The organism is Pseudomonas sp. NBB (assembly GCF_032701105.1).
GTDB lineage: Bacteria > Pseudomonadota > Gammaproteobacteria > Pseudomonadales > Pseudomonadaceae > Aquipseudomonas > Aquipseudomonas asiatica.
This window is the reverse complement of the sequence record NZ_CP103994.1, coordinates 3,672,584-3,688,357: the sequence shown is the minus strand read 5'-3', so window position 1 is coordinate 3,688,357 and position 15,774 is coordinate 3,672,584. Positions and strand designations below refer to the sequence as shown.

The following is a 15,774-nucleotide window of genomic DNA, read 5'->3' as shown; positions in this document are numbered from 1 at the left end:
CGGGCTCGCCCGCTCCCACAGGTACTGCACAGACTTCGTAAGCTGTGATTTACCTGTGGGAGCGGGCGAGCCCGCGAAGAGGCCGGTACAGGCAATGAAGATGCTGCAACTGTTACCAGGCCAATGCCCTGTCCCAGCCTTTCCAGAACAACCACCGCCGTACCTCGCCATGCGCCCCGGTACCGATCTGCCAGGCCGGGCGCCCGTTGTCCAGGGCAATCACCGAAACGAACCCGGCATGGCTCGCCGCTACCAGCGTACGCCCGTCGGCACTGATATCCAGGGCACTGATGGTCGACCCCAGGTAATGCTGCCAATGCTCGGTGCCATCTTCGCCAAATGCCCGCAGGTAACCATAGGCATCCCCCACGATATATTCGCCCTCGCGCGCCACGCCGGCATACACCCGTGCGCCATCCTGTACCAGCGGGGTACGCGGGTCCTGGCTGTAGTAGTCGGTATCCAGCCCCGGCAAGTCGGCCACCCTGACGGCCAGCGTGGCACCGCTATAGAAATGGCAGGCATTGACTATCAACTGGTCACCCGCACGATTGAACAGCGCAAAGTGCGGATACTCGCTGGCCGGGCCGATGGCCGCCACGGGCCGGAGCTGGTCATCCAGCACCAGGTGGCGGCTGCCTTGCTCGCCAACCACGATCAACCGACCATCCGCCGATACCGCACCGTGCTCCATGCTCAGCCCAAGGCTGATGTCGTCCGGGTCGGTGCCTTCGTCCAGTTCGTCGAGCACCCGCCCCTGGTGCGGCAGCAGGCGGGTCGCGCCGTGGCGGGTCAGCAGGAAGATACCCTCAGCGCTCACCAGCAGCACCCGCTGGCCATCCGGGAAGGGGATCAGCGTGGTCGGCGTGGGCGGCAGGTCGAAAGGCTCGAACGGGTAACCCGGCGGCAACCCCTCCAACCCCGTGGGCCAGGCCAGGCGCAGCACCTGCGGGCCGCCCCAGCCATCTGTCACGCGTATGCCCTCGGCATTGGCCAGGGCGAAATAGCGGCGGGCCGGGCAGCGGCCGAAGTGATCGACGCCGATCACCGGGGTCACCCCGAGAGGGTCGATGCGCACCACCTGGCCTTTGTCATGCGGCATGCCGATACGTGCCAGCAGGCTGCCATCCTCCAGCAGCAGGACGTTGCCGATGCCTTGCCCGTGCTCCTTGATCAGCGGCAGCAAAGGGTGGTGGGCGGGCGGCCAGGCTTCGCGGAAGGCTTGCTGCTCGAAGGCTTCGACGCCAGGCCGGTTGGCTGCTTGCAGGGCTTGCAGCCAGGCATCGAGCAAATGCTCGGTGGCTTGCGGCAGGGGCTCTTCGAGGTCATCCCAGCCTTGCGCGCGGCCCTGCGCGACATAGTCGTTGACGGCCTGGGCATAGGCGGTGACCGCCTGCTGCCACTGTTGCTGCTGGGAGTGCTGCTGGTCCATGAGCGGATCGGGCTCCTTGTTGCATACGCGTTCGCACAAAGCGCGCATGTTACTCCTTCTGCCCGCCTCGCGGTTGTGAGCCCCCGGCTTGACGCGTACCATGCCGGGCATTCCTTTCAATAACAAAGCGTGCGTCGACACCCCGGCAAGTGGGTGGCCGACGTGCGTCCTGTTGCCTTGCCTGCGGAGAAGCGGTTTGTACCCATGAATGGACCCATACCCACCAACATGCCACCCACGGCGGGTAGCGGCAGCTGGCTGAGCGTCATTGCCCTGGCCCTGGCGGCCTTCATCTTCAACACCACCGAGTTCGTCCCGGTGGCGCTGCTCAGCGACATTGGCCGCAGCTTCGACCTGAGCACCGCGCAAGTCGGCCTGATGCTGACCATCTACGCCTGGGTAGTGGCACTGGCCTCGCTGCCGATGATGCTGCTGACGCGCAACATCGAGCGGCGGCGGCTGTTGCTGTTCGTGTTCCTGGTGTTCATCGTCAGCCACTTGCTGTCGTGGATGTCACAGAGCTTTGCCATGTTGCTGGTCAGCCGTATCGGTATTGCCCTGGCGCATGCGGTGTTCTGGGCCATCACGGCTTCCCTGGCGGTGCGCGTGGCGCCGCCCGGGCAGCAGGCCAAGGCGCTGGGCCTTTTGGCCACTGGCACCACCCTGGCCATGGTCCTGGGTATCCCGCTGGGCCGCGTAGTGGGTGAAGCGCTGGGCTGGCGCATCACCTTCCTGAGCATTGCCGGGGTGGCGCTGGCGACCATGCTGTGCCTGATGAAGTCGTTGCCGCTGCTGCCCAGCCAGAACTCGGGCTCGCTGCGCAGCCTGCCGATCCTGTTCAAGCGCCCGGCGCTGGTGATCACCTATGTGCTGGTGACGCTGGTGATTACCGCGCAGTTCACCGCCTACAGCTATATCGAGCCGTTTGCCCTGCACGTGGCGCAGATAGGCGGAGAGCGCACCACGCTATTGCTGCTGCTGTTCGGCGGCGCCGGGGTGTTCGGCTCGGTGCTGTTCAGCCGTTACAGCGACCGCTTCCCGCATGGCTTCCTGGTAGGTTCGATCGGCCTGCTGGCGGCGTGCCTGTTGCTGCTGTTGCCGCTGTCGGGCAACTTCTATGTTTTCGCCTCGTTGAGCATGTTCTGGGGTGTGGCGATCCTCAGCTTCAGCCTGTCGCTGCAGTCCAAGACCCTGAAACTGGCGTCCGATGCCACCGATGTGGCCATGGCGCTGTTCTCGGGTATCTACAACATCGGTATTGGCGGTGGCGCGTTGCTGGGCAGTATCGTCAGCAGCCAGCTGGATGTGGCGGATATCGGCCTGGTGGGCGGTAGCGTGGCGGTGGCCGGGTTGCTGCTGGCTGTGGCCAGCACCCGGCAGTTCCGCGAGGCGCTGGGCGGGGGGCAAGGCATTCCTGAATGACCGTGCTGTTTTTTTCGCGGGCACGCCTGCTCCCACAGGTACTGCATCAACTTCAGGCGCGATGCAGTACCTGTGGGAGCGGGCGTGCCCGCGAAGAGGCCGGTACTGGCAATAGCGGGCTCAAGCCAGTACGGCAGCCCATGCAGAAATCAAGAGCACCCCCGCCAATACCTGGTTGAACACCCGCAACCGCCGCGGTGCCTGCAACCATCGCGCGCTGCCCACCCCCAGCAGCGCCCACGCCGCCATGCATGGCAGGGCAATCAGCCAGAACACCAGCGCCAGCTGCCATACCGGCAACGACGGCGAGGCAAACACCCCGACCACCGCCACGGCCATCAACCACACCTTGGGGTTCACCACCTGCAACGAGGCTGCGCTGAGTGCGCTGAAGCCTTGCGCCGTGGCCGCCTGCAGCGGGGCGGCGGCACTGCGCAGCATCTGCCACGCCAGCCAGCTCAACCACAAAACCCCGGCCCAGCTCATCAACTGCTGGGCCAGCGGGTGGCGCAGCAGCAGTTCACCCAGCCCCAGGCCCACCATCAGCACGATCGCCGCTGCGGCACCGCAGGCCGCAACGACCGGCGCCAGGCTCGCGCACAGGCCAAAGCGGGCCCCATGGGCAAGAATCAACAGGTTGGTCGGCCCGGGGCTGATGCTGGATACCAACGCAAACAGGATGAAGGGCAACAACGACTGCGACATGATCAAGGGCTCCGGATAAACGAAGCACCATGCTCGCTGCCCGCTGCCTTTCAGTCTGGAAGGTTTGAGCAGCGCCTGCGGTAGTCGGCCGGGGTCAGCTGGTAGGCACGGCGGAACCAGCGCCCTAGGTGGCTCTGGTCGGCAAAGCCCAGGGCCATGGCCACTTCGGTGGGAGTCTGGCCCTGGGCGAGCAGGCGCCGCGCCCGGGCCAGGCGCAGCTGGATCAGATAGGCATGCGGCGCCAGGCCGAATGCGGCCTTGAATGCGCGGGTGAGGCGGAAGCGGTCGATGCCACAGGCCTGGGCCAGGTCTTCCAGGCCGATGTCGCGCTCCAGGTTGGCGTGCAGGTAATCCCGCGCGCGCTGCGCGGTCAGCGGCAGGCGCGGGTCCGGGTTCAGGCGCCGGCGCCAGTGCAGGTGGCGGGTCAGGCAGGCCAGCAGGTCGTCCATGGCCGTCTGCCGGACAATGCGCAAGTCCTGGGTATGCACGGCCTGGAAGGCGAGGGCAGTGGCACGCGCCAGGCGCTCATCGTGGCACAAGGTATCGGCGAAGCTGGGCAGGCTGTCGCCCGGCGCGTGTTCGAAAAGTGCCCGCAGTTGGCTGTCCACCCAGGTGGGTTCCAGGTACAGGGTCGAATAGGTGAAGCCGTCCTCGGTGGGCGCATGGCCGTTATGGATTTCACTGGGCTCCAGCAGGAATACGTTCCCCGGCGTGCTGCGATGGCGCACTCGCCGGCAATCGAATTGCTGCACGCCCTGCTCGGTAACGCCAACCAGGAAGCTGTCGTGCCAGTGCGGGTCGTAGGCATGCCCGACGAAATGCGCGCGGACCGACTCGATGCCGGTGTCGGCGTCCTGCTTGAGGTCGATCCAGTTGCTCATGGGGGCGTGTCGTGGCAGAAATCGCTACCTTAGCGCAACGGCCAGGCTCAGTCTGGAACGATTGTGCAGCCGTTGGCCAGCGCCCGGTTACGCAAGGCCTCGAAGCGTTCGCGCAGCCACAGATGCAGTTGTGCCACTGCGGGCGTGAGCTGCTTGCGGTGCGGGCACACCAGGGTGACCGGGGCGGGTTCACCAAAGTGCTCGGGCAGGATGATTTCCAGTTCGCCGGCCGCGATGTTGGCGCTTACATCCAGCCACGACTTGTAGACGATGCCTTCGCCCTGCAAGGCCAGGCGGCGGATCACGTCGGCATCGTCGCTGACCAGCGGCCCACTCACCTGCACGGTGCGGTTGCCCACCCGCCACTTGTCGTAGACCCGGTTGTGCTGCATGTACAGCAGGCAGGCATGCTGCTGCAGGGCGTCGGGCGTGAGGGGGCGGCCGTGACGGGCCAGGTAGTCGGGCGCCGCCACCAGCACCCGGCGGTTCCAGTCTGCCAGCGGCAGGGCAATGTAGTTGGCGTCCTGGTTGAGGCCGTAGCGGATCGCCACATCTACCGGGTCGCGGTTGAGGTCGGCAATCTGGTCAGACAGGAAGAAGCGAAGGTGCAGGGCCGGGTGCTCGCGGCGGAAGGCGCTCAGCCACGGCAGCAACATGTTGCGGCCCAGGTCTGACGGTGCCGAAACCTGCAGGGTACCGCGCAGGGTGTTGGCGTTGCCATGCAGGTCTTCACGCCCCTGGCGCAGGCTCTCCAGCACATTCAGGGCAGTCGGCAGGTACAACTCGCCTTCGGCGGTCAGGCGGAGGCTGCGGGTAGTGCGGGCGAACAGGCGCACATCCAGGTCGCGCTCCAGGCGCTTGATCGCGGCGGCCACCTGCCCCGGCAGCAGTTCGGCCTCATGGGCGGCGGCGGTGAAGCTGCCCAGCACGCTGCTGCGGACGAACAGTTCGAGGTCGGCGATGCGCAGCATTTTCACTCCAGAGATGAAAGTGTTGCTGCATTGTGCCGGTTTTTCTTTTCTGCAGGAAAGATAAGATGCCCGGCAAATCCTCTGTTCATTCCCGGAGTTGTTGCATGGATACCGTCTCTCTGGCCAAGCGCCGCTACACCACCAAAGCCTACGATGCCTCGCGCCGCATTCCCCAGGCGACTGTCGATGCCCTGCTCGAGCAACTGCGCCATAGCCCTTCCTCGGTCAACTCGCAGCCGTGGCATTTCATCGTTGCCGACAGCGCCGAAGGCAAGGCTCGCCTGGCCAAAAGCACCGCAGAGCGCTATGCCTACAATTCGCCGAAGATCCTCGATGCCTCGCATGTGATCGTGTTCTGCACCCGAACCGAGATGACCGAAGCGCACCTGGATGCCGTGCTCCATCAGGAAGCCGCCGATGGCCGCTTCCGCGATGAGCAGGCGCGTGCCGGGCAGAACCAGAGCCGTCGGCATTACGTCGACCTGCACCGTTTCGACCAGAAAGACCTGCAGCACTGGATGGAAAAGCAGACCTACCTGGCGTTGGGTACTGCCTTGCTGGGGGCTGCGGCACATGGGCTGGATGCCACCCCGATCGAAGGCTTCGACAGCAAGATTCTCGATGCCGAGCTGGGCTTGCGTGAGCGTGGATACAGCAGTGTGGTCATTCTCAGCTTGGGCTATCGCAGCGAGGCGGATTTCAATGCCGGGCTGAACAAGTCGCGGTTGCCGGCTTCGCAGGTGTTCACCTTCCTGTGAGGTTGCCGGGGCCGCTCTGCGGCCCCGTCTTTCCGGTCGGCTTGCAAAATCCGGCATATGCCGCATACTTGTCGGCAAACGCCGGAAAGGAGAGAGCCATGCTTGCCGAAGTGCTTCGCGACAACGGTTACCACGAGTACCGGGCGCGCCTGCATGCACTGCTGGAAATCCCCGAACTCGCCAGTGACTTCGAAATCCACACCCGCATCACCCATGGCTTCGCTGCCACCTGGCTGGTGAAACTGACCGAACTCGGCGTGTTCACCCCTGTGGAGCGTGACCAGATCATTCCCCTGCGCACGCTGAAAACCCGCATCGAACGTGACCAGCCGCTGACCGTGGAAGAAAGCGACCGGCTGTTCCGTTCGGCCCATATCACCGCCATGGCCGAAGCCGTGTTCGGCGAGGCAGGCAAGGCAAAACGCTGGCTGTCCAAGCCCAAGGAGCGCTTCTCGGGGCTGACGCCGATGCAGATGCTAACCACCCAGCAGGGCACCACCCAGGTCGAAGAGATGTTGCTGCAGATCGCCGAGGGCTTCGGCCTGTGATTCTGTGGCGTATCAGCGCCTATGCAGACTTGAGCGGAACGGGCGGCTTGCGTGTCAGCGGCCGCTGGCACCAGGCGGGCCGGCCAGTGGTGTATGCCGCCACCAGCCCGGCCGGGGCGATGCTGGAGGTGCTGGTGCACCTGGAGATCGACCCTGAGGATTTCCCCACCACCATGCGGCTGCTGCGTATCGAGTTGCCTGACACCGTTTCGCAAGCGCAGTTGCCCGCCTTGCAGCCTGGCTGGTCGAGCCAGACCGAACTGACCCGGGGCCTGGGCAACCGCTTTCTGGATGAGTGTTCGGCGTTGCTGCTGCCGGTGCCGAGCGCGATCATGCCCAGCACCACCAATTACCTTTTCAACCCGCGCCATCCGCAGGCAAACAGTGCCAGGCTCGAGGTCGAGGACTTCACCCCGGACAGCCGGCTGTTTTAGGGAAGTTTCACCAAAGTGCCGCTGACGCCGCTGTCAGCACCCGGCCAAACACTTCGAGGGCCTTGTCCACTTCGGCCTCGTTGCTGAAACGCCCGATGCTCAGGCGCACGCTGTTACGTGCCTGGCGTTCATCCAGCCCCAACGCGAGCAGCACATGCGAGGCTGCATCGCTCGCCGAATTGCAGGCCGAGGTGGTCGACAACGCCAGCTCGCTGGCCAGCGCCGCGCTGTTGAAGCCCTTGCTGTCGATACACAGGTTCAGCGTATGGGGAATGCGTTGTTTGGCGCAGCCGTTGAGGGTGACGCCGGGCAGGGCCAGCAGGCCTTCACGCAGGCGCCTGGCCAGTTGTCCGAGGCGCAGGTGTTCGCTGTCGCCGGGCTGGCCGGCCAGGGCAAAGGCACTGCCCATGCCGGCAATCTGGTGGGTCGCCAGGGTGCCGGAGCGCAGGCCTTGCTCATGGCCGCCCCCGTGCATCTGCGCACGCATCAGCGTGCGGGCGCGTGGCCCCACGTAGAGCGCACCGATGCCCTTGGGCCCATACACCTTGTGCGCCGAGAACGACATCAGGTCCACGGCCATGGCGTTCAGGTCGATGGCCAGTTTGCCCACCGCCTGCGCCGCATCCACGTGCAGCAGGGCACCGTGGGCACGTACCTGTTCGCCAATCGCGGCAAAGTCTGTGATCGTGCCCAGTTCATTGTTCACCGCCATCAGCGATACCAGGCGGGTGTCGGCGCGCAACGCTGCCTGCACCGCCGCAGGCTGAATCAGGCCGGCGGCATCCGGTGCCAGGCGGGTAACGGCCCAACCCTGGCGCTCCAGTTCGGCCACCGTGTCGAGCACGGCCTTGTGTTCCAGTTGGCTGGTGATCAGGTGCCCGGGCTGGCCGAGGCCCTGGGCAATGCCCTTGAGCGCCAGGTTGTTGGACTCGGTCGCACCTGAGGTCCAGACCAGTGCATCGGCCTGCGCGCCGACGCGTTCGGCCACTTGCAGACGGGCCTGCTCCACGGCGTGGCGGGCTGCCTGGCCGAAGGCATGGCCACTGGACGCCGGGTTGCCGAAGTTGCCCTGGCTGCCAAGGCAGGCGAGCATGGTTTCGATGACCCGATCGTCGACCGGAGTGGTGGCGGCGTAATCGAAATAGAGCGGGGCGCTGGGCATGAGGGCGGGTCCGTGTCTGTCGCCGTGAAATCGGCAATCGTTGGAGCAAGCGTACCCGCTACTTCGGAGATATTTTTCACTTCCAGCGGCTCTATTCTGGAAATGATCAAGAAAAATTTCTCTCTATCGAGTTTTTCTTGGGATTTTTTTCTCCGCATCCCGCCATTCTGTTCAGGCTGGTTCCAAGGCCCTTTCTTCCTCGGCCACCACACGTTCGCACAACTCGGTGATCTGCTCGCGCATCCAGCGGTTGGCCGGGTCCTGATCGGTGCTTTCATGCCAGTACAGGTGCGTTTCCAGCGCAGGCACCTCCACCGGCAGTGGCTGGTAACGCAACTGATGGCGGCGGGCGAAGCGCTCGGGGACGGTCATCGCCATGTCGGTCTGCTGCAACACCTGCGAGGCCATCAGGTAATGCTGCGAGCGCAAGGCAACCTTGCGCTGCACGCCCATCTTGCCCAGGGCCAGGTCGACATAGCCCAGGCCGTTGCGGCGGCTGGAAATATGGATGTGGGTCATGCCGAGGTAGTTGTCGAGGGTCAGCTTGCTGTCGGCCAGCGGGTGGCCCTGGCGCAGGGCGCAGACATAGCGGTCTTGCATCAGTTTTACGTGGCGTACTTGCGGGTCGGTGTTCAACGGTGCGTCGATGGCGAAGTCCAGGCGGCCGGCGGCAAGTTCCTTGGTGGTCTCGCGGCGCTTGCACAAAAAGCTTTCGATCAGCACCGCCGGCGCCAGGCGGCGCAAGCGCTGGAACAGCGGCGGCAGGATGACCGCTTCGGTCAGGTCGGTCATGCTGATGCGGAAAGTCTTGTTGGCCTGTTGCGGGTTGAAAATGCGGCTTTCCTGCACCGAGGTGCGCAACAGTGCCAAGGCATTGCGCACCGGGCCGATGATGTTCTGCGCCATGGGCGTTGGCACCATGCCTTGCGCGGTGCGCACGAACAGCGGGTCATTGAAGGTTTCGCGCAGCCGTGAAAGGGCGTTGGACACTGCCGGCTGGGTGATGCCCACGATCTGCCCGGCGCGGGTCAGGTTGGCTTCGGTGTAGATCGCATCGAACACGATGAACAGGTTGAGGTCGACCTTGCTGAGGTTCATGGGCGCCGCTCTTTGTTGGAATTATTGGCCGATCATATATCGGTTATGAATGTTTATACACGCGGAAAATAGGCTAGGTGGATGAGGCCATGCTGCTCTAGGCTCTGGCCCATGTACTCCGAACCGTGAAGGTAGCCCCGATGGATTTCGCCTATTCGCCCAAGGTCCAGGCACTGCGTGAGCGCGTCAGCGCGTTCATGGACGCCTATGTCTACCCCGCCGAGGCGGTGTTCGAGCGCCAGGTCGCCGAGGGTGACCGCTGGCAGCCCACCGCGATCATGGAAGAACTCAAGGCCAAGGCCCGCGCTGAAGGGCTGTGGAACCTGTTCCTGCCCGAATCGGAATACGGTGCCGGCCTGAGCAACCTGGAATACGCCCCGCTGGCTGAAATCATGGGCCGTTCGTTGCTCGGCCCGGAGCCGTTCAACTGCTCGGCGCCGGACACCGGCAACATGGAAGTGCTGGTGCGCTATGGCAGTGAAGCGCAGAAGCGCCAGTGGCTGGAGCCGCTGCTGCGTGGCGAGATCCGTTCGGCGTTCGCCATGACCGAACCGGACGTGGCCTCCTCGGATGCCACCAACATGGCCGCCACCGCCGTGCGTGACGGTGACCAATGGGTAATCAACGGCCGCAAGTGGTGGACCTCTGGCGCTTGCGACCCGCGCTGCAAGGTAATGATCTTCATGGGCCTGTCCGACCCTGAAGGGCCACGCCACCAGCAGCACTCGATGGTGCTGGTGCCCACCGATGCGCCTGGGGTCAAGATCGTCCGCCCTCTGCCGGTGTTCGGTTATGACGATGCTCCCCATGGCCACGCCGAGGTGCTCTTCGAGAACGTGCGGGTACCGTATGAGAACGTGATCCTGGGTGAAGGCCGTGGCTTCGAAATTGCCCAGGGGCGCCTTGGCCCTGGCCGTATCCACCACTGCATGCGCTCGATCGGCATGGCCGAGCGAGCGCTGGAACTGATGTGCAAGCGCTCGGTGGAGCGTACCGCCTTCGGCCGGCCACTGGCGCGTCTGGGCGGCAACGTCGACAAGATTGCCGACTCGCGCATGGAGATCGACATGGCCCGGCTGCTGACGTTGAAAGCGGCCTACATGATGGACACGGTCGGCAACAAGGTGGCCCGCAGCGAGATTGCGCAAATCAAGGTAGTGGCGCCGAACGTGGCACTGAAGGTGATCGACCGGGCGATCCAGATTCATGGCGGGGCAGGGGTGAGTGGCGATTTCCCGCTGGCTTACATGTACGCCATGCAACGCACCTTGCGCCTGGCCGACGGGCCAGATGAAGTGCACCGGGCGGCGATCGGCAAGTATGAGATCGGCAAGTACGTGCCGGCGGAGATGATGCGTAGCGGACGATGATTTACCGGCTTGTTCCGGCCTCTTCGCGGGCTTGCCCGCTCTCATAGAACTGCACATAACTCATTGAATTAGCAGGGACCCTGTGGGAGCGGCTTTAGCCGCGAACACCGGCGCAGCCGGTGCCATGCACCGCGTTGGATTCTTCGCGGCTAAAGCCGCTCCCACAGGGTACGAGGATCGCTTGCGAGTTCAGTTCTCTGTGCGACAGCGCACAGGTACTGTGCTGCCTCCAAGCTGTGCACAATATCTGTAGGAGCGGGCTTGCCCGCGAAGAGGCCCTTGAAGGCTCACTGGTTCTCTGGATGGTCAGACCCGCATCTGCGGGTCTTCCTCCTTCTCGCTGAGTGTGCGATCGGCATTTGAAGGCTGTCTGGATTGAGCACCCTTGATTTCCGGCTTTTCCCCCCGCGTCTTGACCAACGAAACCACCACCCCACCCAGCAACAACCCGAACGTCACCCCCAGCGACAGCAATGCCGGCACCTTGCCCACCATGCCGTGGTAGAAGATCTTGCAGCCAATGAAGATCAGCACCAGCGCGAGCGCGTACCTGAGGTAAACGAACCGGTGCATCAGCGCCGCCAGCGCAAAATACAACGAGCGCAAGCCGAGGATGGCGAAGATGTTCGAGGTGTAGACGATGAACGGGTCCTGGGTGATGGCGAAGATTGCCGGGACACTGTCGACGGCGAACACCAGGTCGGCCAGTTCGATCAGCACCAGCGCCATGAACAGCGGGGTGGCATGGCGTAGCGCCTTGTGCTGCCCGGGCGGGGTCTGCTGCACGAAGAAGTGCGAGCCGTGGATCTGCTCGGTGACCCGCATGTGCCGGCGCACGAACTTGAGAATCGGGTTGTTGGCCAGGTCGGGGCGGCTATCTTCCTTAGACAGCGCCATCTTCACCCCGGTAAACAGCAGGAAGGCACCGAAGATATACAGTACCCAGGCGAAGTTCTGCACCAGCGCCGCGCCCACGCCGATCATGATCGCCCGCAGGAAAACCACCCCGAGGATGCCCCAGAACAGCACGCGGTGCTGGTAGCGGCGGGGGATGGCGAAATAGCTGAAGATCATCGCCATGACGAACACGTTGTCCATCGACAGCGACTGTTCGACCAGGAACCCGGTGTAGAACTCCAGCGCCGACTGCGCGCCCAACTGGTACCAGACACCGACGCCGAACAGCACGCCGACGCTGAAATAGCCCGAATACAGCAGCAGGCTCTCGCGCATTTCGATTTCCCGGTCGTGGCGGTGCAGCACGCCCAGGTCGAGTACCAGCAAACCGATGACGATGGCCATGAACACCAGCCACAACCAGGTGCTGGTACCGAGGAACGGGGTGGTGAGGAATGTGTGTAGAGCTGTCATGAGCCCCTCCTTGAATGTCGACGTTGCATGGCAACAGTGATCCGACATGGCGGCCTGGCAGCCGTCAGAGGGGCCCGGTATCACATGGGCTTGAGCCTAGACCCGTTTGCCGGTGATGCCGAATGGGGAGCTGTTACATTTCTTTGCCAGGCCGCTCCTACACCAGTCAGGCCAGAGCAGGCCAATCGTTCAATAAACCCACACTTCCACCCGGCGATTACGCAGTCGCCCTTGCTCCAGTTCGTTCCCTGCCACTGGCAGTTCATCCCCCATCCCCGTCACCTCCAGCACCTCCACGCCATCGCGCGCCAGCTCGCGGCGCACCGCCTGGGCCCTTAGGCGGGACAGCAGGGCGGCGCGACCGGGTGTCTCCTTGGGGTCGCCAAAGCCCACCAGCACCGCCTTGCGCTGCAATTTGCCCGCTTGGCGCAGGTAGTCGGCAACGCGCTGGACATCGCGCAGGGCCTTGTTGTCGAGGCTGGCGCTGCCTTCCTGGAAGCGGAAATTCACGCTCAACCGTTGCGCCTGTAGGGCGAGGGTGCGATAGCGCGGCGGCATGTCCGCCTGAAGGGGCGCAGGTTGGGCCTTGATCTGCTGCGAAACGAAACCCTGCTGGGCGACGATCGCCTGGCCCGCGGGACTCTGAGTGAAATCGGCCAGCGCCTTGGCCTGGGGCTTGGGGTTGGCCGGCAGGTAGAAGTACAGGCGCCGCGATAGCGGGTAGTCCTCGCTGGCCACCAGTGCACGCTCCGGCAGCATGGCCGGCGCGTCACCCTCGGCAACCGCCAGCACCTTGGCCCCATGCACCGCCGCCAGGCTGCTGAAGCCGATGGCCTGGCGGTCGGCGCCCACTCGCGCGGCCAGCTCGTCGCTGGACTCGAAGCGTTGGGCCTTGGGCGAAAGCTCGCTTTGCTGGGGTTCCAGCACCAGGGCCTTGAAGGTCTCGAAGGTACCGGAGCGGTCGTCACGGGCGTACAGGTGGATGGCCCCGCCGGCAACACCCAATTGCTCCCAGCGCTGGATCTGCCCGGCAAAGATCTGTGCCAGTTGCCCCGTGGTGAGCTGTGGCAGCGGGTTGTCGGGGTGAACGATGACCGCGACGCCATCCAGGCCGATGACTTGTTCGGCGGCAGCGGCGCGCAGGTCGCCCAAAGCCTGCAGTTGGCTTGCTTCGTTGTCGTTGATAGGCCGCGACGCGGCGGCCAGGTCGGCCTCGCCATGGCCCAGGGCGACGAAGCCGGTGCTGGAACCGTGTGCGGCGATGTCGATGCGCAAAGGCTGGCCATGCTTATCGCGAGCGGTGATGACAGTCTCGTTGGCCAGCTTGCCTGGGTATTGTTCGATGGCGGTAGCTTGCTGTGCGCGCAATTGCCCTTGCACCAGCGCTGGCAGCAAGGCCGCGCCGATGGTGTTGGAGCCTTGCACGCGCAGGTGAGCGGGCTCGGCCAGGGTCGCCAGCGGCAGCAGGGTGAGCAGCAAGACAAGCAGGCGGGGCATGCCGGAAGGCCTATGGCATAGAGATGGCCGGCAGATTACGACAGTGGCGTGATGATAATGTGACAGTCCATGGGGCAGTGAAAGGCCGCCCCTGTAGGAGCGGCCTTGTGTCGCGAAAGGGCCGCAAAGCGGCCCCAGCGGTTTCAATGCGCCCCGGCAGACTTGCTCAGGTCACTTTCCGCCCACTCGGTATAGATGCACGCATCCGCCACCGCCCAGCGCACCTTCACGGTATCCCCTGGCTGCATCGGCATGCCCGCCGCCGACAAAGCCTTGACCGTCAGCTCGGTTCCGCCCGCGGTCACTACGTGGCAGGTCTGGCTCTCGCCCAGGAACAGCACTTCACCAACCTTGGCACTGACCTCGTTCCACCCCGCCGGCAGCGGCTCGCGTGCGGCCTGTTCGGCGGTCAGGGCCAGGGCCTTTTCCGGGCGTACCATGATCAGTGCATCCTGCGAGGCGGCCAGGCCCGGGGTCAGGCGGATGGCTACCGGCTGGCCCTCGAAGCTGCCCGCGCCATTGCTGCTGGCCTTGATCCGCAGGAAGTTGGAGTTGCCCAGGAACGAGGCGACGAAGGCATTCGGCGGGTTTTGGTACAGGTCGTAACCGGTGCCCAGGCCGACGATCTTGCCATGGCTGAAGATGGCGATGCGCTGGGACAGGCGCATGGCTTCTTCCTGGTCGTGGGTGACGTAGACGATGGTGATGCCCAGGCGCCGGTGCAACTGGCGCAGTTCATCCTGCAGGTCTTCGCGCAGCTTCTTGTCCAGCGCGCCGAGCGGTTCGTCCATCAGCAGGATGCGCGGTTCGTACACCAGCGCCCGGGCGATAGCCACGCGCTGCTGCTGGCCACCGGACATCTGCGACGGCTTGCGGTGGGCGAACTTTTCCAGCTGCACCAGCTTGAGCATGGCATCGACGCGCTTGCTGGTTTCGCTGGCACTGAGCTTGCGAATGGCCAGCGGAAAGCCGATGTTGTCGCGCACGTTCAGGTGCGGGAACAGCGAATAGCGCTGGAACACCATGCCGATGTCACGCTTGTGCGGCGGCACGTTGACCAGTGACTGGCCATCGACCAGGATCTCGCCGCTGCTCGGCGTTTCGAAACCGGCCAGCATCGACAGGGTGGTGGACTTGCCCGAGCCGCTGGAGCCGAGGAAGGTCAGGAACTCGCCGTCCTGGATTTCCAGGTCGAGGTTGTCCACGGCGGTGAAGTCGCCGTAGTGCTTGTTCAGGCCGCGCAGGCTGACCAGGGTCTTGCCGTGCGCGTTGTCTTTGATCACTGCACTCATTGTTGTTTTCTCCGCGCGCTCAGGCGTTGGCTTCGGTGCGCCGGCGCAAGGCGGCGGCAATGAACATGACAAGCAGCGACAGGCCGATCAGCAGGGTCGAGGCCACGGCGATGACCGGGCTGAGGTCCTGACGCAGGGTGGTCCACATCTTCACCGGCAGGGTCTGCAGGTCGGGGCTGGCCATCATCACGCTCAGCACCACTTCATCCCACGACACCAGGAAGGCGAACAGGCCGCCGGCGATCATCCCCGGGCGAATCGCCGGGAAGGTTACCTTGAAGATCGCCTGCAGGCGCGAGGCGCCGCAGATCACCGCGGCATCCTCGATGGATTGGTCGAACAGCTTCAGCGAATTGATGATCGAGATGATGGTGAAGGGCAGGGCGACGATCACGTGGCTGACCACGAAGGCGAACAGCGTGCCGGTGTAGCCGAGCTTGAGGAACAGCGCGTACACCGCCACGGCAATGATCACCAGCGGCACGATCATCGGCATGGTGAACAGCCCGTACAGCAGCTCGCGGCCCGGGAAGCGGCCACGCACCAGGGCAAACGCGGTGGGCAGGCCGAGCAGCACGGCGGCGATGGTGGTCAGCACGGCCACCTTCAGGCTGGCCAGCGCGGCGTCCATCCACTCCGGGTTGGAGAAGAACTGGCCGTACCACTTGAAGGTCCAGCCCGGCGGCGGGAACACCAGCCACTGCGACGAGCCGAACGACAGCAACACGATGAACACCACCGGCAACAGCAGGAAGGCCGCGATGACCCCGGTGGTCAGGTACAGGCCCGTACGCAGCGGGCGGCCCATGGCATTGGGAGACAGGAGCATGGCG

General features: G+C 64.4%; 15 protein-coding genes. 5 read left to right on the top strand and 10 right to left on the bottom strand.

What is annotated here, in order from left to right:
- Nucleotides 1–112: 112 nt before the first annotated feature.
- Nucleotides 113–1,432 carry a hypothetical protein gene (locus NY023_RS17195; RefSeq protein WP_013973169.1) on the bottom strand — a complete coding sequence of 440 codons (1,320 nt, stop codon included), beginning with the start codon at nt 1,430–1,432 and terminating at the stop codon, nt 113–115.
- Nucleotides 1,433–1,636: 204 nt separating this feature from the next.
- Between NY023_RS17195 and NY023_RS17190 the strand changes: the two genes are divergently transcribed.
- The gene (locus NY023_RS17190) at nt 1,637–2,854 is read left to right on the top strand and encodes a sugar transporter (protein WP_044047087.1); all 1,218 of its coding nucleotides are present in this window, start codon (nt 1,637–1,639) and stop codon (nt 2,852–2,854) included.
- 120 nt (nt 2,855–2,974) lie between these two features.
- On the opposite strand, the gene NY023_RS17185 is transcribed toward NY023_RS17190, so the two are convergent.
- From NY023_RS17185 to NY023_RS17175, 3 genes are read right to left on the bottom strand one after another with little or no spacing between them, the layout of a single operon-like run.
- Nucleotides 2,975–3,559 (bottom strand): LysE family translocator, encoded by a 585-nt coding sequence (locus NY023_RS17185; protein WP_013973167.1) that lies wholly within the window; start codon nt 3,557–3,559, stop codon nt 2,975–2,977.
- Nucleotides 3,560–3,609: 50 nt separating this feature from the next.
- Entirely contained in the window at nt 3,610–4,440 is an 831-nt protein-coding gene (locus NY023_RS17180; RefSeq protein ID WP_013973166.1) for an AraC family transcriptional regulator, read from the bottom strand.
- A gap of 47 nt (nt 4,441–4,487) precedes the next feature.
- Nucleotides 4,488–5,411 carry a LysR family transcriptional regulator gene (locus NY023_RS17175; protein WP_013973165.1) on the bottom strand — a complete coding sequence of 308 codons (924 nt, stop codon included), beginning with the start codon at nt 5,409–5,411 and terminating at the stop codon, nt 4,488–4,490.
- 104 nt (nt 5,412–5,515) lie between these two features.
- Between NY023_RS17175 and NY023_RS17170 the strand changes: the two genes are divergently transcribed.
- The 3 genes from NY023_RS17170 (at nt 5,516) to NY023_RS17160 (ending at nt 7,151) form a co-directional block, all read left to right on the top strand.
- Nucleotides 5,516–6,169, top strand: coding sequence for an oxygen-insensitive NAD(P)H-dependent nitroreductase NfsB (locus NY023_RS17170; protein ID WP_013973164.1), 654 nt, complete (start codon nt 5,516–5,518; stop codon nt 6,167–6,169).
- A gap of 98 nt (nt 6,170–6,267) precedes the next feature.
- Nucleotides 6,268–6,717 (top strand): antitoxin Xre/MbcA/ParS toxin-binding domain-containing protein, encoded by a 450-nt coding sequence (locus tag NY023_RS17165; protein ID WP_013973163.1) that lies wholly within the window; start codon nt 6,268–6,270, stop codon nt 6,715–6,717.
- Entirely contained in the window at nt 6,714–7,151 is a 438-nt protein-coding gene (locus NY023_RS17160; protein ID WP_015270851.1) for an RES family NAD+ phosphorylase, read from the top strand. The genes NY023_RS17165 and NY023_RS17160 overlap by 4 nt, the downstream gene beginning before the upstream one ends.
- 7 nt (nt 7,152–7,158) lie before the next feature.
- On the opposite strand, the gene NY023_RS17155 is transcribed toward NY023_RS17160, so the two are convergent.
- Nucleotides 7,159–8,313, bottom strand: coding sequence for a cysteine desulfurase family protein (locus tag NY023_RS17155; RefSeq protein WP_013973161.1), 1,155 nt, complete (start codon nt 8,311–8,313; stop codon nt 7,159–7,161).
- A 171-nt stretch (nt 8,314–8,484) separates the two neighbouring features.
- Nucleotides 8,485–9,411 (bottom strand): LysR family transcriptional regulator, encoded by a 927-nt coding sequence (locus NY023_RS17150; protein ID WP_013973160.1) that lies wholly within the window; start codon nt 9,409–9,411, stop codon nt 8,485–8,487.
- A gap of 140 nt (nt 9,412–9,551) precedes the next feature.
- Here NY023_RS17150 and NY023_RS17145 point away from each other — a divergent pair, with 140 nt between their 5' ends.
- The gene (locus NY023_RS17145; RefSeq protein ID WP_013973159.1) at nt 9,552–10,781 is read left to right on the top strand and encodes an acyl-CoA dehydrogenase; all 1,230 of its coding nucleotides are present in this window, start codon (nt 9,552–9,554) and stop codon (nt 10,779–10,781) included.
- Nucleotides 10,782–11,087: 306 nt separating this feature from the next.
- On the opposite strand, the gene NY023_RS17140 is transcribed toward NY023_RS17145, so the two are convergent.
- From NY023_RS17140 to NY023_RS17125, 4 genes are all read right to left on the bottom strand, one after another.
- The gene (locus NY023_RS17140) at nt 11,088–12,152 is read right to left on the bottom strand and encodes a TerC family protein (RefSeq protein WP_038409931.1); all 1,065 of its coding nucleotides are present in this window, start codon (nt 12,150–12,152) and stop codon (nt 11,088–11,090) included.
- Between the two features lie 189 nt (nt 12,153–12,341).
- A complete protein-coding gene (locus NY023_RS17135) occupies nt 12,342–13,649 on the bottom strand; it encodes a substrate-binding domain-containing protein (RefSeq protein ID WP_044047086.1) in 1,308 nt (435 codons plus the stop codon).
- 143 nt (nt 13,650–13,792) lie between these two features.
- Nucleotides 13,793–14,941, bottom strand: a complete 1,149-nt coding sequence (locus NY023_RS17130; protein ID WP_013973156.1) for an ABC transporter ATP-binding protein — start codon at nt 14,939–14,941, stop codon at nt 13,793–13,795.
- Nucleotides 14,942–14,960: 19 nt separating this feature from the next.
- Nucleotides 14,961–15,770 carry an ABC transporter permease gene (locus NY023_RS17125; RefSeq protein ID WP_015270845.1) on the bottom strand — a complete coding sequence of 270 codons (810 nt, stop codon included), beginning with the start codon at nt 15,768–15,770 and terminating at the stop codon, nt 14,961–14,963.
- Nucleotides 15,771–15,774 lie beyond the last annotated feature (4 nt).